The sequence below is a fragment of the Bradyrhizobium pachyrhizi genome, from assembly GCF_029714545.1.
In the GTDB taxonomy this organism is placed as follows: domain Bacteria; phylum Pseudomonadota; class Alphaproteobacteria; order Rhizobiales; family Xanthobacteraceae; genus Bradyrhizobium; species Bradyrhizobium pachyrhizi.
Window position 1 is genome coordinate 1,901,121 of record NZ_CP121667.1, and the last position, 19,105, is coordinate 1,920,225.

Genomic DNA, 19,105 nt, shown 5'->3' on the forward strand with positions numbered 1-19,105 from the left:
ACGACCATACCAAGGCGCTTCACCGCGATGTGAAGCGCCTTTTTTCTTGAATAGGGTTTGCCGCGCGGTGTTATTGGGGCATGAGCCGTGCGTTGAAATGCCTCCTGGTGATGTCCGTTCTGCTCTGCGGCGCCGCGCCTGCACGTGCCGCCGAGGATCGCGCGCTCGAGCGCGGCGCCGCGGTCATCGATCCCGCCATCCTGCGCGAGCTCGATCACGGCCGCTTCTACCTCGGCCGTATGCTCGCGCCGGTGCGTTCCGCCGACACGCCGCTGTCCAACCGTGATCTGTTCGGGCTCGCTGCAATGGCGCCGGTGCGCGAGGCGCTGGATCGCGAATTCGATCGCTATGTCGCAAAGCATAAGGCAAGCCTGCCGAACGAGAGCATTGGCGTCGGCGACGGCTTTGCGTTTCAGCTGTTCGATCGCGCGCTGCTTGAATCCCCCGACGTCCGCTTCGTTCTCGCAGGCATCGTCAACCGCATGGACCGTGCCTATGTGGCGCCGAAAGACTGCGGCGAGATCCGGCTGATCTACCGGCTGACCCGTACCGATGTGCCGCCGATCGGCGAGAACGCGGTGTCGCAACGGTTGCCGATGACACTGAACCTCGTGCTGAAGGCGAAGGGCGACGGCAATGACGCATCGCTCAGTTGTGGCGAAATCGCGCGGCGCTGGCTGGCGATAGGTAGCGCACCGCCGACGATGGAGAAGTTGCTCGGCAAGGATGGTCCGCTCGACCTGATCGATGCGCGCAACATCGATCGCATCGAGACCAATCTGCAGATCGCGCACGCGCCGAAATCCGCGGTGCGCGATTTCCGTACCGACTATCTGCTCAAAGTGTTCGATTATGACGGCGGGGCAAAGCGCTTTACCGAAGCGCCGCTGGAGAACCAGATCGATCGCGACCGCATTCTGGCGGACGAGGCACTGAGGCGCGACTTCAAGGCGTGGCTGCTCGATCCCAAACATTTTGCCGAGCTCGATCGCGGCACCTTGCTGATCCCCGATCGCTTCCTCGCGACCGCAGCGGTCGCGCCGACGCCGACCGGTTTCGATGTCAGCGAGCTGGAGCCCGAGTTCGGCATGGTGCAGGGCGAGGGCACTGCCGGCAATGCGGTGTTCTCGGATGGTGACGTCGTCGGCGCCCTGCAGAAGGCTGCAGCCGACGGAACTAAGCTGCAAAACATCCAGTCGCTGGCCGGCTTCGAGCGGCGCCTCAACGATGTCACCTGCGCGGGCTGCCACCAGACCCGTGGCATCGGCGGCTTCCATTTCCCCGGCGTCGACTGGATGGCGGCAAAGCCGTCGAACTCCACCGTGGTGCCGGCCTCGCCGCATTTCTTCGGTGACCAGCCTCGCCGCCGCGATATCCTTGCAAGCTTCCGCGACGGCAAGGCGCCGGACTTTTCGCGCGGCTTCTCCAACCGGCCGCAGCTGCGCGGCAGCACCGAGCTCGCCGGCACCGAATACAGCGACGGCTGGGGCGCGCACTGCTATCTGCCGGGCGCCAGGCCCGCCGAGATCGACCGCAGCTTCCAAGGCTGGACCTGCGCCGAGGGCCTTGCCTGCCAGGTTGCCGGGAAGACTTCGCACATCGGCATGTGCTTCGTGAAAGGTCGGTGATTTCGGCCGGAACCGAAGCGGCTGCGCGTCATTATTTGATGCTACATTCCGCGTCGCCACCACACCCCGAACAGCCCAGCCTTGAGCGGAGACCGGCCGATGAGTGCTCCCGAGGACGACAAGCAGCGCGACCGCGAGATTGCGGCCAACGAGGCCGAGCGTCAGGCGGTCAGCGCCGTCCGCGTCAGCACCTGGGCGATCGGGCTCGCGGTCGTCATCGGCATCATTGCGGTGGCCCTGGTCTGGGCCTGGATGAAGCGCTGAAGCGACGCTCGACGGAGATCGATCCGCTACGCCACCGCGCCTGACGCGCGCAGCTTCTGGATCGTGGCCTCGTCGTAGCCGGCCTGGCGCAGGATCTCGTCGGAATGCTCGCCGACCTCGGGCGGCTTGCGCGGCTGCACCTTCCTCGCGCCGTCGATGAAGATCGGGCTGTTGACGGTCAGCATGGTGTCGTTCTCGAACCGCACCAGCACCTCGTTCTCGATCATCTGCTTGTCGTTCGGGATGTCGTCGAGGATGCCGACGACGCCGAATACGAGACCATTGCCGTCGAGGATCTTGCGCCATTCGGCGAGGTCCTTGCCGGCGAACACCTCGTCGAAGATCTTGATTAGCTCGACCGAGCGCGCATGGCGGTCGGCCTTGGTGGCGAAGCGCGGATCGGCGATGAGGTCCTCGCGACCCATGCAGCGCGCCAGCGTCGGCCATTGCCGGTCTTCGTTGAGCAGCGACAGGATCAGCCAGCGGCCGTCCTTGCACTTGTAGTGGTTGGTGACCGCGTTCAGCGCCTCCTCGCGCGGCTTGCGCTTCTTGAACTTGGCGCCGGCGAGCTTGGCCTGCGCCAGCACGCCATTGGCCCAGACGCCGTTGGCCATGAGATTGGTCGAGACATGCGAGCCCTTGCCGGTCCTCTCGCGCTGGAACAGCGCGGTGACGATCGCGCCGTAGAACGCCATCGCGCAAGGGTGATCGCCCATGCCGGCGACGGAACGGGCCGGCGTGGTCTCCTCGTCGGCGCGCACCAGATCCATCAGGCCGGAGCGGGCCCAATAGGCGTTGGAGTCGAAGCCGGGCTTGTTGGCCTCTTCGCCCTTCTCGCCATAGCCGGTGAAGGAGGCGTAGATCAGCCTGTCGTTGAGATGGGCGAGATGGTCGTAGGTGATGCCGAGCTTCTGGCGCACCTGCGGCGGCATGTTGGTGATGAACACGTCGGCCTCGGCGACGAGCTTGTACAGCACCTGCTGCGCGTCAGGCTTGGTGAGGTCGAGCGCGAGGCTCTTCTTGTTGCGGGCCTCCAGCATCCACGCGAAATTGTGCTCGCTCGATGGATAGCCGGGCAGATTGGGCAGATTGCGGTAGGGGTCGCCGGCGCCGGGCGGCTCGATCTTGATGACGTCGGCGCCGAAGTCGGACAGCACGGTGGCGGCCGCGGGCGCCGCGATGAAGCTCGCGCAGTCCAGGACCTTGAGCCCGTCAAAAATGCCTTTTTCCATCGTGCCGTCGCTCCCGTGGCGCTTGTTGGTGTTTTTTCCGGTAGCTGGAATTATCGCAAAGCGATGATCCCGATCGGACCGCCATTTGACCCATCTGGGGGGCACGATGCAACGGCACTTTCTTACCCTCCCCTTTACCCTCCCCTGGAGGGGGAGGGTCGACGCGAATGAAATGAGCGGCGGGGTGGGGTGACGGTCTCTCCACTCGTGTGTTGCCCGTGCGGAGAGATCACCCCACCCCGACTCACATTTCGCTTCGCTCAATGCGAGTCGACCCTCCCCCTCCAGGGGAGGGTGCGCACTTTACTCCACCCCCGCCATCAGCGCCGCGTTGCCGCCCGCGGCGGCGGTGTTGATGGTGATCGTCTGCTCGCTGGCGAAGCGCGCGAGGTAATGCGGGCCGCCGGCCTTGGGGCCGGTGCCGGACAGGCCGTTGCCGCCGAACGGCTGCACGCCGACCACCGCGCCGATCATGTTGCGGTTGACATAGATATTGCCGACCTGGAGGCGGTCGATCACGTGCTCGATCGTGTCGTCGATGCGGGAATGGATGCCGAGCGTCAGCCCGAACCCGGTCGCCTCGATCGCGCTCAGCACCTCGCCGAGCTTGTCGGCGCGGTAGCGCACGACGTGCAGAATCGGGCCGAACACCTCTTCCTTCAGTTGCCCGGCCGCCGACAGCTCGAAGATGTGCGGCGCGACGAAATTGCCTGATGGCGCCTCGCCGGCGAGATGCACGCGCGCCTCTTGCTTCATCCGCACGATATGCGCATCGAGCCGCTGCTTGGCCTCGGCATCGATCACCGGTCCGATATGCGTCGACGGTTCGGAGGGATCGCCGATCTTCAATTCGCGCGCGGCGCCCGCGATCATCTCGATCATGCGGTCAGCGACGTCGTCCTGTACGAACAACAGCCGCAGCGCCGAGCAGCGCTGGCCGGCGGACCGGAACGCCGAGGTCACGACATCGTCGGCGACCTGCTCCGGCAGCGCGGTGGCATCGACGATCATGGCATTGATGCCGCCGGTCTCGGCGATCAGCGGCACGATCGGGCCGTCCTTGGCGGCGAGCGTGCGGTTGATCGACCGCGCGACCTCGGTCGAGCCGGTGAAGACGACCCCGGCAATGGCGGTATGCGCCACCAGCACGGCGCCGACCGCGCCGTCGCCCTGGACCAGATGCAGCGCCGATGGCGGCACCCCGGCCTGATGCAGCAGCGCGACCGCTTCGGCCGCGATGCGCGGCGTCTGCTCGGCCGGCTTTGCGATCACCGCATTGCCCGCCATCAATGCCGCCGTCACCTGGCCGAGGAAGATCGCGAGCGGGAAATTCCACGGCGAGATCGCGACGAACGCGCCGCGGCCGTGCAGCTCCAGCACATTGCTTTCGCCGGTCGGGCCCGGCATCGTCTCGCCTTCGCCGAACAGCTTTTGCCCCAGCGCGGCATAGTAGCGGCAGAAGTCGATCGCCTCGCGCACTTCCGATAGCGCATCATCGAGCGTCTTGCCGCCCTCGCTTTGCAGCAGAGCGAGGAAATGGGCGCGGCGCTGTTCGAGCAGGTCCGCGGCCTTGTCCAGGATCGCCGCACGTTTTGTCGCCGGCGTGGCGTTCCAGGCCTTGAAGCCGCGGCGCGCCGCGGCAACGGCGGCATTCGCCTGCTCGGTTGTTGATGGGGTGACGGAAGGCGGGGCCTTCCGCTCGGCCGCGATCGCCGATGTCATCGTGTCGAGCGCTTTGCGCTCGCCGAACTCGATGCCGTGCGAATTCTCGCGCTGCGGCCGATAAAGCTCGGCCGGCAACGGAATCGCGGAATGCGACGCCTTGTCGTCGCGACCTACGATCTCGGCCGGGCGGCGCAGCAGGTCCACGATGGACACGCGATTGTCGGCGGCCAGCGCCACGAAGGACGAGTTGGCGCCGTTCTCGAGCAGCCGCCGCACCAGATAGGCGAGCAGGTCGCGGTGGCTGCCGACCGGCGCATAGGTGCGGTGAGCGATCTCGGGCCTGTCCTCGCCAAGCTGCGCGTAGAGCGCTTCACCCATGCCGTGCAGCCGCTGGAATTCGAAGCTTGAGGGATCGGCGGCGAGTTCGAGGATGGTCGCGACCGTCAGCGCGTTGTGGGTGGCGAATTGCGGAAACAGCCGCGGCCGCAGCGTCAGCAGCTTGCGCGCGCAGGCGACGTAGTTCAGGTCGGTCATCGCCTTGCGGGTGAACACCGGATAGCCGTCGAGCCCGCGCTCCTGCGCGCGCTTGATCTCGGTGTCCCAATAGGCGCCCTTGACCAGGCGCACCATCATCCTGCGGTCGAGGGCGCGCGTGAGCGCATCGACATAGTCGATGACGTCGGCGGCGCGCTTCTGATAGGCCTGGATTGCGAGGCCAAAGCCGCCCCAGCCGGCCAGCGAGGGGTCGGCGAACGCGGCGGCGATGACGTCGAGCGACAGCTCCAGCCGGTCGGCCTCCTCGGCATCGACGGTGAAGTTGAGGTCGAACGCCTTGGCGCGGCGCGCGAGATCGATCAGCTGCGGCACCAGCTCGGTCATCACCCGCGCGTGGCTCACCGCCTCGAAGCGCGGATGCAGCGCGGATAGCTTGACGGAGATGCCGGGCCGGTCGGGCAGGGGCTGATCGCCGGCCGCCTTGCCGATCGCATCGATGGCGCGGGCGTAGGATTCGAAATAGCGATGGGCATCGTCGGCGGTGCGCGCACCTTCGCCCAGCATGTCGAACGAATAACGCGAGCCGCGCGCGGTGTGCGCTTGCGCGCGCGACAGCGCCGCCTCGATGGTCTCGCCGAGCACGAAATGGCTGCCCATCAGCCGCATCGCCTGTCGCGTCGCGGCGCGCACCGCCGGCGCACCGAGTCGCTTGGTCAGCCGCCCGATCGTGCCCTGCGGCGTCTCGCCGGGCTGGATCACGCGCGCCGACATGCCGAGCGCCCAGGCCGAGGCGTTGACCAGGAACGCGCTCGATCTGGTCTCGTGGTTGACGAAGTCGCCCTGGCCGAGCTTGTCCTCGATGAACTGGTCGGCGGTGCGCGCGTCGGGTACCCGCAGCAGCGCCTCCGCCAGCACCATCAGCGCCAGCCCTTCCTTGGTCGACAGCGCGAACTCCCGCAGCATGTCCTCGACCCCGCCGAGCGGATCGTCATTGGCCCGGATCGCCTCGATCAGGCGCGTCGCGGTGCGGTCGATCCGTGCCTCCGCCTCCGCGCCGAGCGTTGCATCCTGGCGCAGGCGGGCGGCGATGACGGCGTCGTCGGGCGCGTAGGGCGCGCTGAACGGGGGCGGGGGCGGCAACGGGTCTGGCATGGCGGTTCCTTGAGATTGTGTGGGAACACGTACGCGCTAGCGAACCGTAGTTCGATAGACAAATTAGCAGATTTACCTTAGAAAATAAGGACCAATTAGAGAATTACCGCAGATATGACAGAGATCGACAAGACTGACCGCAAAATCCTCTCGATCCTGCAAGGGGATGGCCGGATTGCCAATGTGGAACTGGCGGAACGGATCGGCCTGTCGCCGACCTCGGTCGGCGAACGGCTGAAGCGGCTGCAGCGCGACGGCTTCGTCGAGGGCTATGGCGCGCGGCTCAATCCGCACCGGCTTGGCCTCGGTCTCTTGGTGTTCGTCGAGGTGCTGCTCGACAAGACCACGCCCGATGTATTCGAGAAGTTCGCCAAGGCGGTGCAGACCGCGCCGGAAGTGCTGGAGTGTCATATGGTGGCCGGCGGCTTCGACTATCTGGTCAAGGCGCGGGTCGCCAACATGACCGCCTATCGCAGGTTTCTCGGCGAGACCCTGCTGGCGCTGCCGGGCGTGCGCGAGACGCGAACCTACGCGGTGATGGAGGAAGTCAAGCGCGACGCGCCGCTGCCGGTCGGCTGATATGCCCCGATCCGATCCACAGCCATGCGCCGGATGTCTTGGCATCGTGGCGCACCCGCGATAATCCTTTGGTCGAGTTGGGGCAGTGGTTCATGAAAGACGCAGATCAGCCGATACGAATGAAGCGGGCCGGATTTGCCGGCGCGCTTGCTGTGCTCATGCTGTCGTTGCCATCGGCCATGCCGGTCCGCGCGGCCGAACTCAGCTCCGGCATCATGCAGCTCTACACCTCGGTCTCGATCTATCCGCCGTCGGCCACGGGGATGACCGTCTGTTACGGCTTCGTCTGCCGGCGTCGCGAGATGCTCGACTTCAGCGCAGTCGACCGGGCGGCCCTGGCCAGGATCATGGCCACGGGCCGCGCCAATGCCGCCGCCGAACGCGCGGCCGTGCAAAAGGCCGTGATCTGGTTCGACCGGCGCATGGGGCCGATCCTCGGCACCGACAAGCGCGTGGCGAAAGCGGATTTCCGCGCCAACGACGACAAGCACAATTATGATTGCTGGGACACGACGCGGAACACGACCAGCCTGATGCTGGTGATGCAGGCGTGGAACCTATTCAAGTTTCATGACGTCGGGGATCCCCACTACCGCGGATTTTCGTTGGCGCAAACGCCGCACAACACCGCCGTTCTCGTCGAGCGCGCGACCAAGGTGGAATGGGCTGTCGATCTCTGGCCCCGCGGCTATCTGCAACCGCCTGATGTCATGACCGTCGCCAAATGGGTGACGGAAGATTGAACGGCTGAGCGTCGCAGCCGCGCGTTCCGCGCTGTTCCGTCCTTATTGATCGCAGGATAGCGTTCCGCGTGACGCTGGGAACCGAATTCCAAGACTCGAACAATAGCTTCGAACGATATGGTTCCAAAAAATACGTTCAGCGCCGATCACCATAAGAACCAAGTGACGCGTTAACACCGGCAGCATTCGGTCAACCCGAGGCTACCATATGCGTTCACGTTCGATCTGCATTGATGCCGCCAGCGGCGGCGTTCGTTTCCCACTGCTGCTGGCGCTTGCGCTGCTGCTTTGGCCTGCGCTTGCCGGCCCGGCCCGCGCAGGTGATGTCGAGGATTGCGGCGGGCCGCCGACGGACAAGGCCGAGGCGGCCTGCTCGGGCATCATCAACGATACCGCACGCTCCACGGAGGACCGTACCAAAGCCTTCACCGGCCGCTCGCGATTTGACATCGCGCGCGGCAAGATCGATCAGGCCCTCAGCGATGCCGATGCCGCGGTGCAGCTGAATGGACAATTCGTGCCGGTGCTGATCGCGCGCGGCTATGTCCAGCAACGCAAGGGCAGCCTGGATCAGGCCCGCGCCGATTTCGATCGCGCGATCGAACTCGAACCGAAGAACCCGTTCGGCTTCCTGGCGCGCGGCAATCTGCGCGCCGACCAGCACGCCTGGAGCGATGCGATCTCGGATTACGGCCAGGCGATCACGTTGCGGCAGGATCTCCCCGCGGCGCATGTCGGGCGTGCGCGGGCCTATGTCGAAACCGGACAGCCCGATTTGGCGCTGGCCGACGCCAACACCGCGATTGCCGTCAACGCCGGCACGCCGAATGCATTCTACTGGCGCGGTCAGGCCTATCGCCGCAAGGGCGACATGGATAAAGCGATCGAGGATTTCTCGCGCGCGATCGCGCAGGCGCCGCAGGCCGAGCGCAACGCCTATTTCGCCCGTGCCCAGCTCTACAGCGCCAAGGGCGACTATGTCAGGGCCATTGGCGACTTCGACCGGCTCTTGACAATGCTTCCCGACAACAAGGAGATCCAGCAGCAGCGCCAGCAGGCGCTGGCGATGCAGGCCGAACTGGCCAAGGCAGGCGGCGGCACGCCGCCGCATGCCGCGCCGACACCGGCGACGCCAGCTCCAGGCGCGACGGCGCCGCGAACCGCCGCACAGGCGCCGGCGGCGGGTAACCAGCAGGTCGAGCAGGCCAAGCAGCTCGTCGCACAGGGCAACTATGCGGGCGCCGTTGCCAATCTCACCCAGGTGCTGGGCGGCGATCCCCGCAACGAGGCTGCGCTGCGCCTGCGTGCACTGGCCTATTCAAAGCTCGGCCGGTCGGCGGACGCGCGCAACGATCTCAATGCCCTGCTCAAGCTCAAGCCGGACGATCCGCAGCTGCTGGCGTCCCGCGCGCTCAATGCCGCCGGCATGCGGCGGTTCGATGAAGCGATGGCCGACGCCGGCCGTGCCATCACGCTCGATCAGAACAATTCGTTGGCCTATCTGGCGCGCGGCCTCGTCAAGGCCGGCACCGGCAAGGTGCAGGACGCGCTCGCCGACTACGATCATTCGATCTCGCTCAATCCCAAGGAGACGCTCGCTTTCACCGAGCGTGGGCTCGCTCATATCGGCCTCAACCAGCTCGACAAGGCGCTCCTGGATTTCGATCAGGCCCTGGCGCTGGTGCCGACCAATCTGATCGCCAAATCGTGGCGCGGCCTCGCGTTGATGCTCAAGGGCCGCGCAGATGAGGGACTGGTCGATATCGACGCTGTGCTGGAGCGAAGCCCGAACAATCCGACGGCACAGCTCGGCCGCGGGCTCGCGATGCTGACTTCCTCCCAGTACGACCGCGCCATCGCCGCCTTCGACCAGATCATCACGCGGGCGCCCAACGATGCCTTCCCGCATGTGCTGCGCGCGCGGGCCTATCTCGGGCTGAAGAAGCCGGATAACGCGATGAAGGATCTCAACTTCATCCTCTCTGCGCGGCCCGATTATCAGCCGGCGCTGACACTGCGCGGCATCACCTGGTCGGCGTTGCGCAACTACGACAAGGCGGTCGAGGATCTTGACCGGGCGATTGCGCAGAAGGAGACGGTTGAGGGCCTGTTCGCCCGCGCCAAGGCGCATGAGGCGCTCAACCATGCCGACAAGGCGACCGAGGACTTCCGCAAGGCAACGCGGCTCACGCCGTCAAGCGTGTTCGACGTGCTGGCGCAGGCCGAGTCGAAGCGCAAGGTCCAGGAGCTGTCGAAAAGGGTGCCGTGCGGCAACGGCCAGAGCGGCACGTGCCTGTGATGCTGCAACGCGCAGCCGCGCGCTTCCCGGCGCAAAAGGTAGTCGTCGGCGCGCGAGCGGTGGCCGCCGAAATAGTTCAACGCCGTGGCGCGCGGGCAGCGTGCCCGCCCCGCCGAACGTCACGTTGTCTGGTGTGTGGATCGGCCCCCACTCCCGGATGGCGTCCGAGAGTGCGCCGCCGGATCTGGCGCTGTGACGCTAGACCTTGAGGTTTTCGGCTGACGTCTTGCCGCGATTTGCAATCTCTTCGTATTCAACCGACTGACCTTCGTTGAGGGTCTGAAGGCCAGCCTTCTGAACTGCTGAAATATGCACGAAAATGTCCTTGCCGCCCGTTGCGGGCTGGATGAATCCATAACCCTTGGTCGGGTTGAACCACTTCACTGTACCTTTGGGCATTCCAGTCGTCTCCGCGGAATCAATCGAAAACAGACCAGTCGGTCCCCGCAAAAACCGGCTTGTCCGCAACGACAGGATAGCAGTTTGAAAAAAGCTGGGTAGATCAAACGACGGTGTGTTTTTGGCCGGAAACAACCCGCTTTGCGGGGGTTTTACGTCGGATTGCCCGTTTCGTGGTCAATTGATGCGCTGCAAAAACGGATCGGTTCCAGTGTACCGAACTGGATCGATCGTCCCGCGCGCTGCCTTTTCGGCCGGCGCGCGGGGATCGACCGGCCGCGTCTTAATAGGTCGCGGAGAGGTATTCGACGATCTTGCCGACGTCGGCTTCGTCGATCGGCGCACCGTAGACCTTGATCATCTTGGTCACCTCGGCCTGCCAGAAATCCTTCTTGAACTTCTCGCCCTGCGGCTGGGTCTTGATGTAGTCGGCCGAGTGGCAGGCCGTGCAGTTGTTTTGCACCACGTCGAGGTTGGGACCCGGCTTGAAGGCCGCGATCTCCTCGGGGACCGTGTAGTTCACGGGCGCGGCGATGGCGGCGCAGATCGACAGCGCGGCGATCGCGGCGAGGGATGGAAGCAGCTTGCTGGTCATGATGCTTCTCCTCACGCTGCGGTGACGCGCACGGTTTCGACGACGTTGCGCAGATAGCCGGCCGGATTCCACAACGGATCCATCGGCTGGGTGTCGCCGGCATTGTTGGTGGCGCGCACCTTCAGCTCTGCGGGACCGGCTGCGAGTTTCACCGGCAACTTCCATTCGCGGAAGGCGTATTTGCCGAGGTCCTTGCCGAGCTTGGCCGGCGTCCAGCTCTTGCCGCCGTCGGTCGAGACCATCACCTCCTTGATGCCTTTACCGCCGTCGAAGGCGATGCCGCGCAGCATGCTGCGGCCGGCCTTCAGCTTGGCACCGTCGGCAACGCTGGTGATGAACGAGCGCACCGTGAAGCGATTGATCGGGATCGTGGCCTTCGGTGCGGTGCCGGGCTCGACCGCATTGTTCGGCGTATCCGGTATCCGGTACGCGGACTTCATCCAGAAGCCCTCGAACACGTTGTCGATCACGGTGATCTCGTTGAGGTGCTTCACCCAATAGGTGCCGTAATAGCCGGGCACCACGAGGCGGAGCGGGAAGCCGTTGAGGAACGGCAGGTCCTCGCCGTTCATGCCCCAGGCCAGCATCACCTCGCCGTCGCGGGCGTGATCAACGTCGAGCGCCTTGACGAAATCCGGCGTCTTGTCGCTGACCGGACCGTCCATGCCGTTGAAGGTGACCTGCCTGGCGCCGGCTTGCACGCCGGCCATGTCGAGCACGGTCTTCAGCGGCACGCCATGCCAGCGCGCGCAGCCCATCGCGCCGTTGCCGAGCTGGCCGCCGGCGACGCGCGGACTGAAGAAGCCGCGGCTGTTGCCGGAGCACTGGTTGACGGCAACGATCTCGGTTGCCTTCAGCTTCCTGATGTCCTTCAGCGACAGCTTCAGCGGCTTGTCGACCTTGCCCTTGATCTCCAGCGTGAACTTGTCCGGATCGAGATTGTAAGGGAGGTCGGCGAGATGATAGCGGACAAAGAACGCATTGTTCGGCGTGATCGGGCCGTCGTTGAAGATCGCAAACGGCGTTTCCAGCTGCGGCGGACGGGCGGTCAGGCCGATCATCGGGCGCTTTTGCGGGTAGCGCACGAGCGGCCGCTCGCCGTTGCCGAAGGGCAGCGTCACGGTGTCGAGGGCGAATGCGCCCCTTGATCCCAGCCCCGTCACCAAAGCGGCCAATCCGGCGCGCTTCATCAAGTCTCGTCGATCGAGCATTCCGCTTCCTCCGAAGCTGTTCTGTCGTGAGCCGGTCATCACCGGGCCCAGATTGCCTTGCGCGCCTTCGCATCATGGAATGCGCGCGGTCCAAATGTCGCACCTGACAACCGCGAGTCAATTGAGCTTTCGCAGCGTTGCGTCGCAACAACGAAAAGCCCCGGTCGCGTGGACGACCGGGGCGTTTCCATCCAAGTAGAAGGTTCGATCAGTAGCAGACGTTCACGGTGCGATAGCGATAGCCGTAGGGCGTCAGCACCAGGCGGGTGGCGTAGCAGCCGGAGTCGACGAAGCCGACGGCAACGCCCGGGCCGCCCCAGAAGTGATGGTGATGCGGATGCCAGAAGAACGGCTTGGCGGAAGCTGCGGTCGGCGCCAGCGCGGCGGCACCGAGGGTTGCGGCAGTGGCGAGAGCGAGCGTGACTTTGCGAAACATGGTCTTCTCCTTCGGATGCGCGTTGAGCTCTGTCGCGGCGCGGTTGCAGTGTTACCCATCGCCAGTCAGTCGCATCCGGCACCGGGCACGTTCGAGCATCTCTGCTGAACGCACCGTCGGATGTGCGGCAGGTCACATTGGGCTAAAGCGGAGATGAACCGGTCAAGCCGCGACGGCACGCCGGTCGTCGACCAGCGTCGACAGGAGCTGCGTCTTTTCGACCGTGCGCACGGTCATCGGCTCGTTGCGGCCGCGGATCGCGACCTCCTGCGCCGGCAGGGCGTCGTCGGCTAGCCCGGCGGTGACGCGCACCTCGTCCGAGATGATCGCCTCGCAGGCCAGCGCCTTGGTCATGTCCTGCAGCCGTGCCGCGACGTTGACGGCATCGCCGAGCGCGGTGAACACCATATGGTCGCGATAGCCGATATCGCCGACGATCACCTCGCCGCCATGGATGCCGATGCCGAAGCGGATCGGCTCGCGCAGATCGTGGCTCAGGAACTGATTCAGCTCGTCGATATGGGTTGCGATCAGCGCCGCCGCGCGCAACGCCTGGCGGCAGGCCACCTGCCGGTCGGTGGCGAGCCCGAACAGCGCCAGCATGCCGTCGCCGATGAACTGGTTGGGCCGCCCGCCGGCCTCCAGCACCGCCTGCGACACCGCGCCGAGGAAGCGGTTGACGATGAACACCGTGTCGAACGGCAGCCGCTTCTCGGCAAGCTGCGTCGAGCCGCGCATGTCGACGAACATGCTGACCAGATAGCGCTCCTGGCCGACCCGTGCCGGATTGGCGGCGTGCGCGTTGGCCGATGTCGTGCTCGGCAGGAACAGCTGGAAGAAGTTCAGGTCGGCGGTGGGCCGCAACTGGCAGGCCAGCCGGATCGACGGATCGTCATTGCCGACCCGGTGCAGCACGAAGGCTTCGCGCGGCGAGGGCTCGGGCAAGCCGGCGTGATCGCCGATGATGCGGATGCGGCAGGTCGAGCAGCGTGCGCGGCCGCCGCAGACGCTCGCATGCGGCACGTTGTAGCGCAGGCTTGCTTCCAGCACGCTCAATCCCTTCGGTACCCGCAGCGTCCGACCGTTGCCGTAGGACAGCGCGATCACGCCGCCGCGGCGCTCCAGCAGGGCCCGCGCGCCGCGCGCCAGCAGCACGAGGCCGAGCAGGCCGAGATAGCCGATGGTCAGGCCGTCGGTGATCTTCTCGAGCGTGGTCCCCTGCGCCGCGGTGCCGAGCTTCTGCACCGACAGCTCCTCGCGCCGCCAGTCGGGATCTTGATAATCCGCGATCGTAGCGCGGCCGCCCTGGTAGATACCGAGCATCGCCAGGGTTGGGATCAGCACGGCTCCGGCGAGCAGGAACGGCGCGGCGCGCTTGAAGAACGGACGCAGCCGCAGCCAGAAATAAAGGCCGATGCAGCCATGCACCCAGGCGATCACCAGCACCGCCAGCATCTGCCACAGCCGGTTCGGCGAGGCGATGAAGAAGGTGTACAGCTCCTGGGGGTAGAGCTTCTCTTGCCCGTACAGGGTCTGGCCGAGCCGTACGCCGACAACGTGCGCAACGATCAGCATCGGGATGCTGAGGCCGAGCGTGAGCTGCAGCGGCTCGATCGCCTTCCAGTGGAACTCGCGGCGCTGATAGAGCGCCCAGATGCCGAGCCCGGTATGCACCAGGCAGGCGATGTAGAACACGATCGCGACCGGCAGGAACTGCCAGAACTCGGTGTGGTAGTAGACCCCGATCGCCAGCGCCTGCGTCGAGATATTGCCGAGCGCATGGTTGAGGAAATGGCTGATCAGGTAGGCGAACATGATCGCCCCCGTGACGATGCGGACCTGCCGCAGGCCGATACCGCGGGCCATGTCCTGCAAGTGCTCGCGCGAGGGGGAGGCCATGTGATTCATGATCGGCAAGTCTAGTGGTTAATTCCCGCGCTGAACACCACCGCGGGTCCGCACGAGCCGTGAGGGCAGGCCGCGCGGCACGTTGACACTCCGTTAAGAGTCGAACAAAAAGCGCGCCGTGACGATAGCCCAAACCGAACCTGGAGCCGATAACAACAGCGTTAAGCCGGCCCGTTCGCGCGCGCCGGATTGGCGGGGCGTCATCGCCGTGATCGTTGCCATGACCGCGATGCGGCTGGTCTACGCCCATGCGCTCGATCTGCGCACCGACGAGGCCTATTACTGGACCTGGTCGAAGGAAAATGTGCTGTCCTTCCTCGACCATCCGCCGATGGTCGCCTGGTTCATCCGCTTCGGGACCGCGATCCTCGGCGATACCAATCTCGGCGTCCGCCTCGGCGGCATCGTGGCGATGCTGGCCACCCAGCTCCTGCTCGCCGACATCGTCCGGCGCGTGACGGCCAACAACATCCGCGCGGTGATGCTGGCGCTGCTGCTGCCGGAGGCGGCGCTGTATTACGGCCTCTTGATGGCCAAGGTCGCGCCCGATACGGCGCTGATCCCGTTTTCGGTGGCGATGCTGTGGTCGCTGGTCCGGCTTGCGCAAAGTGGTGACGGGCGCTGGTGGCTCGCGGCGGGGCTGTTCGCCGGGCTGGCGCTGCTGTCGAAATTCACCGCGATCATGTTCGCGCCGGCGGTGCTCGCCTTTGCGCTGGTGCCGGACTGGCGCTGGCGCTGGTTGCGCAGCCCGTATCCGTATCTTGCCGCGCTGATCGCGATTATCGTGTTCGCGCCGGTGCTGATCTGGAATGCCGAGCATGACTGGGCCTCGTTCCGCTTCCAAGCGGTGCGCGCCACCGCCGAGCGCGCCTTCACGCTGCGCACCGTCGGCGAGTTCATCGGCATGCAGTTCGGCCTGGTCGGCTTCGTGCTGCTGCCGGTGACGCTGTTCGGCACCGCGCTGACGGCATGGCGCGGCTACCGCAAGCGAGAGCCGGTCGCGATCCTGCTGGCGACCGCGGTGCTGGTGCCGTTCATCTACTTCCTCTGGAAGTCCTTGACGCTGCGGGTCGGCGACACCTGGCCGATGTTCCTGTGGCCGGCTGGCTTCGCGGCGGTTGCCATCAACGTCACGCGGATGCCGTTCGAGGGCTGGTCGGTCGGGCTCGTCAAATCGACGGTCTATTGGGCGCGGACCGCGATCACATCAGGCGTCGTGTTCGTCGTCTGCGTCTTCCTCTATTACATGTTCGCGCCGTGGAATCTGATCGGGCGCACCGATCCGATCGGCACCGAGGCAGGCTACGATGTGGTGGCCGCGCGCACGCTGGCGCAGGTTGAGGCGACCGGCGCGACCTGGGTCGCGACAACAGATTATCGCACCTATGCGATGCTGCGCTGGTTGCTGCGCGGGAAGGTGACGGTCATCGAAATCAACGAGCGGGGCCGCTTCCAGGGCTTTGCCGATCCCGGCATGAGCAAGATCCGCGATCACGCCGGCATTTATGTCGGGCGCGAGCCCGAGAACAATCTGCCGCTGTGGCGCGAGACATCAGCGGTGCGCCAGCCGCTGGAGCGCGTGACGCGCAGCTGGCGCGGCATGGCGATGGACACCTATGCGCTGGAGAAGATCAGCGGCTGGACCCCCGATCTGTCGCCGCCGCCGGACACCACTTTCTTCCGCTGGCGGGTGCTGGCCGCCTCCTTCTCCCCGCTTGCGGGGACGAGACGATCAGAGCTCGCTCTGCGAAGGTCGGGATGAGGGGGAGTCTCCGCGGGGACGGCGAGAATTGGTCTCGCGGAGACTCCCCCCCACCCGGAATTTGCGCTTCGCGAAAATTCCGGCCTCTCCCTGCAAGCGGGGCGAGGCAAGCACCTCATTCCTCTTCCTCGCGCTTGCGGATCAGGTCCTTCGCGAGATCAGTCAGCGCCGGGCGCGGCAGGGCGTTGAAGGGAAGCGGGCGGGTGACGTCGATCGCGGCGAGGCCGAGCCGGGCGGTCAACAGGCCGTTGAGCATGCCTTCGCCGAGGCGTTGTGACAGCTTTGCCGCGATGCCGTGACCGAGCATCTGCTGGATCAGGCTGTCGCTGGCGGCCATGCCGCCGGTGATGGCGAGGTGCGCGATGACGTGGCGCAGCAGCCGGATCATGCCGAGCGCGCCGGGCCGGCCGCCATAGAGCCGCGCCAATTGGCGGATCATCCGCAGGCTCGCCACGAACACGAACAGCACGTCGAACAGCGCGCGCGGGCTGACCGCCGTTACGACCGAGACGCGCTGCGCCGCCGTCGACACCAGCCGCCGCGCTTCCTCGTCGAGCGGCGTCATCAGCTCGCGTTCGGCGAGGCGGATCATGTCGGCGCCGTCGATGATGTCGTCGGTGTGACTCTGCAGCGCGCTGCGGGCGCGGGCGAGCTGCGGGGTCTGGTGCGCGAGCTTGAGCAAATCGGCAACGATCGCGCGGCTTGCGGCCCGGTCGTCGCTGATCAGCACCTCGGCGGCGCGCAGATGTAGCTTCTCGATCGTCGCAAGCCTCGCCAGGCCGACGAGTTCGCGCGTGGTCACGACCGCGAGCGCCACCGCGGCGATGACGGCGAGCGCGAGCCCGAGGAAGCCGAGGCCTTCATTGCGCGCGAACAGGTCCTCGACCAGATTGATGACGCCAAGCCCGGTGCCGAGCACCACGAGGCCCGCGACCGCGCTCCAGAACAGCGTGCCCCAGCGGAAGCCGCGGCGCGCCGGCACCAGCGGCGTGTCAAGCGGCACCGGGAGCTGCGCGGGCTCGGCCTCGGGCACGATCTGGATCGCGCCGCGGGTGAGGCGGCCGCCGTCGTCCGGATCCATCACGACCACGCCGGGATCGTCGAGCTTGAACGTCGCCGGCCGCCGCGGGGGCGTCTTCTCGTTCATTGCAGTTTGTCTCCGATCAGGAACTGGAGGGCGCGGTCAAGGCGGATGTGAGGCAGCGCCGGCTCTGCATCGCCGTTTCGTTCCAGCTTTGGCGGCCGGAAGCGCAGGAAGCGGTAGTCCGCGGCCTCTGTGTCCGAGCTTGAGAGACCGCGGAAACCGCCGTTGAACAGCTCCTCCGGATTGTCGGGCAGGTCGCCCGGAAAGGTCGCAACTTCCGTCTCGCCGTCAAGCGGCTCGCCATTGGCGACCTCGCCCGGCGCCGGCGTGCCGAGGATCGACGGCAGCCGGTCGCGCCCGCGCTGGACCTGCGCCTCGCGCGTGGCGCGCACCGCGGCGAGCGCGACGACGTCGATGTCGGCGCCGGCATATTCGGCGCGCTCGGCGGCCTTGGCCACGATCCGCCGCAGCACGGCCTCCAGCCGGTCGTGGCTCTGGTGGTGCAGATGGTCGGCCTTGGTAGCCGCGAACAGGATGCGGTCGATGCGCGGCCGGAATAGCGCGCTTAGGATCGTGCTGCGCCCGATCCGGAAGCAATCGAGAATGCCGGCGAGTGCGGCCTCGAGATCGTGCAGCGCCTCGGGGCCGGCATTGAATGCGGCGAGCGCATCGGCCAGCACGATCTGCCGGTCGAGCCGCGCGAAATGGTCGCGGAAGAACGGCCGCACCACGACGTCCTTGTAGGCTTCAAAGCGCCGCCGCATCATGGTCCACAGCGAGCCGTCGGATGCGCTGCTGCCTGCGGGTACGTCGAGCGGCGCAAAGGTGAGTGCCGGCGTGTCGGCGAGATTGCCGGGCATCAGGAAGCGGCCGGGCGGCAACAGACTCATCGCGAAGCGCTCGTCGCGGCAGGCGCGCAGATAGTCGGTGAATAGCCTTGCTTCGGTCAGCGCGGCCTGCTCGTCCTCCTTGCCCTCTGGCTTCAGCGTCGCGAGATGCGCATGCCAGGGCGCCGCGAGTTTTGCGCGCAGCGGCTCGCGCGACAGCGCAAGGCTCTCCGCCGACCACTGCTCGTAGCTCTTGTTGAGCAGCGGCAGATCGAGCAGCCACTCGCCGGGATAGTCGACGATATCGAGGGTCAGCGTGCGGTCCGCGCCATTTTGCCGCTGATACTCGATCACGAGACGGAGTTCGGAGATGTCGGTGGTCGAGCTCGGCCAGCGCCGCTCCTCGACCAATGTACGGACATGGTTCTCGTAGGCGAAGCGCGGCACCGCATCGTCAGGCTGCGGGGCGAGATAGGCGCGCGCGATCCGCCCCGAGGCATAGGCCTCGAACACCGGGAAGCGGCCGCCGCGGGTCAGGCCGTGCACCAGCGCGGTGATGAACACGGTCTTGCCGGCGCGCGATAGGCCGGTGACGCCGAGCCGCACCGTCGGGTTGAAGAACCCCTCGCCATAGTCGAGCAGCGCCCGCGCCGAGAGACGGGCTTCCTCGACGATATCAGTGAAGCTGGGGGGCATGGAGGGTTAACGAAAACCCGGCAGGAGGGACCAAAAGGGGCGGGCGATCACCCGCAAGGTGGCGATTATCGGGCCAAAATCAAGCTTCACATTTCCGGCGCCTTTGCAGGCGAGGGGATTGTCGGGGGCA

15 protein-coding genes are annotated in these 19,105 nt (G+C 66.1%); 6 read left to right on the plus strand and 9 right to left on the minus strand.

The features are described from left to right. The first annotated feature begins 80 nt into the window (after positions 1 to 80). Positions 81 to 1,628, plus strand: coding sequence for a hypothetical protein (locus QA639_RS08640; protein ID WP_283089551.1), 1,548 nt, complete (start codon positions 81 to 83; stop codon positions 1,626 to 1,628). 99 nt (positions 1,629 to 1,727) lie between these two features. Then, positions 1,728 to 1,892, plus strand: coding sequence for a hypothetical protein (locus QA639_RS08645; RefSeq protein WP_283089552.1), 165 nt, complete (start codon positions 1,728 to 1,730; stop codon positions 1,890 to 1,892). Positions 1,893 to 1,918: 26 nt separating this feature from the next. On the opposite strand, the gene QA639_RS08650 is transcribed toward QA639_RS08645, so the two are convergent. Together QA639_RS08650 and putA are read right to left on the minus strand one after the other, a co-directional pair. Beyond that, on the minus strand, positions 1,919 to 3,124 hold the full coding sequence (locus QA639_RS08650) for a CaiB/BaiF CoA transferase family protein (RefSeq protein WP_028334942.1): 1,206 nt from the start codon (positions 3,122 to 3,124) through the stop codon (positions 1,919 to 1,921). A 303-nt stretch (positions 3,125 to 3,427) separates the two neighbouring features. Then, a complete protein-coding gene (putA, locus tag QA639_RS08655; RefSeq protein ID WP_028334943.1) occupies positions 3,428 to 6,436 on the minus strand; it encodes a bifunctional proline dehydrogenase/L-glutamate gamma-semialdehyde dehydrogenase PutA in 3,009 nt (1,002 codons plus the stop codon). 114 nt (positions 6,437 to 6,550) lie between these two features. On the opposite strand from putA, the gene QA639_RS08660 reads away from it, so the two are divergent. From QA639_RS08660 to QA639_RS08670, 3 genes are all read left to right on the plus strand, one after another. After that, a complete protein-coding gene (locus QA639_RS08660; protein ID WP_024583796.1) occupies positions 6,551 to 7,015 on the plus strand; it encodes an Lrp/AsnC ligand binding domain-containing protein in 465 nt (154 codons plus the stop codon). Between the two features lie 119 nt (positions 7,016 to 7,134). Beyond that, a complete protein-coding gene (locus tag QA639_RS08665; RefSeq protein WP_428841173.1) occupies positions 7,135 to 7,758 on the plus strand; it encodes a hypothetical protein in 624 nt (207 codons plus the stop codon). 208 nt (positions 7,759 to 7,966) lie between these two features. Further along, positions 7,967 to 10,057, plus strand: a complete 2,091-nt coding sequence (locus tag QA639_RS08670; RefSeq protein WP_283089553.1) for a tetratricopeptide repeat protein — start codon at positions 7,967 to 7,969, stop codon at positions 10,055 to 10,057. Between the two features lie 198 nt (positions 10,058 to 10,255). On the opposite strand, the gene QA639_RS08675 is transcribed toward QA639_RS08670, so the two are convergent. The 5 genes from QA639_RS08675 to QA639_RS08695 form a co-directional block, all read right to left on the minus strand. Beyond that, positions 10,256 to 10,456 carry a cold-shock protein gene (locus QA639_RS08675; RefSeq protein ID WP_016842427.1) on the minus strand — a complete coding sequence of 67 codons (201 nt, stop codon included), beginning with the start codon at positions 10,454 to 10,456 and terminating at the stop codon, positions 10,256 to 10,258. 283 nt (positions 10,457 to 10,739) lie between these two features. After that, positions 10,740 to 11,051 carry a SorB family sulfite dehydrogenase c-type cytochrome subunit gene (sorB, locus tag QA639_RS08680; protein WP_028334946.1) on the minus strand — a complete coding sequence of 104 codons (312 nt, stop codon included), beginning with the start codon at positions 11,049 to 11,051 and terminating at the stop codon, positions 10,740 to 10,742. 11 nt (positions 11,052 to 11,062) lie between these two features. Continuing rightward, positions 11,063 to 12,262: a SorA family sulfite dehydrogenase catalytic subunit gene (gene sorA / locus QA639_RS08685; protein ID WP_157347150.1), complete on the minus strand. Its 1,200-nt coding sequence runs from the start codon at positions 12,260 to 12,262 to the stop codon at positions 11,063 to 11,065. 208 nt (positions 12,263 to 12,470) lie between these two features. Further along, a complete protein-coding gene (locus QA639_RS08690; protein ID WP_028334948.1) occupies positions 12,471 to 12,698 on the minus strand; it encodes a hypothetical protein in 228 nt (75 codons plus the stop codon). Between the two features lie 162 nt (positions 12,699 to 12,860). Then, positions 12,861 to 14,606: an adenylate/guanylate cyclase domain-containing protein gene (locus QA639_RS08695; RefSeq protein ID WP_428841146.1), complete on the minus strand. Its 1,746-nt coding sequence runs from the start codon at positions 14,604 to 14,606 to the stop codon at positions 12,861 to 12,863. Positions 14,607 to 14,826: 220 nt separating this feature from the next. On the opposite strand from QA639_RS08695, the gene QA639_RS08700 reads away from it, so the two are divergent. Beyond that, complete coding sequence (locus QA639_RS08700; RefSeq protein WP_283090563.1) at positions 14,827 to 16,368, plus strand: glycosyltransferase family 39 protein; 1,542 nt, start codon at positions 14,827 to 14,829, stop codon at positions 16,366 to 16,368. A gap of 115 nt (positions 16,369 to 16,483) precedes the next feature. Here the strand turns inward: QA639_RS08700 and QA639_RS08705 are convergent, their stop codons facing one another. Both QA639_RS08705 and QA639_RS08710 read right to left on the minus strand, forming a co-directional pair. Continuing rightward, a complete protein-coding gene (locus QA639_RS08705; protein WP_283089554.1) occupies positions 16,484 to 17,515 on the minus strand; it encodes a YcjF family protein in 1,032 nt (343 codons plus the stop codon). After that, a complete protein-coding gene (locus QA639_RS08710) occupies positions 17,512 to 18,975 on the minus strand; it encodes a YcjX family GTP-binding protein (protein WP_283089555.1) in 1,464 nt (487 codons plus the stop codon). The genes QA639_RS08705 and QA639_RS08710 overlap by 4 nt, the downstream gene beginning before the upstream one ends. Between the last annotated feature and the right edge of the window lie 130 nt (positions 18,976 to 19,105).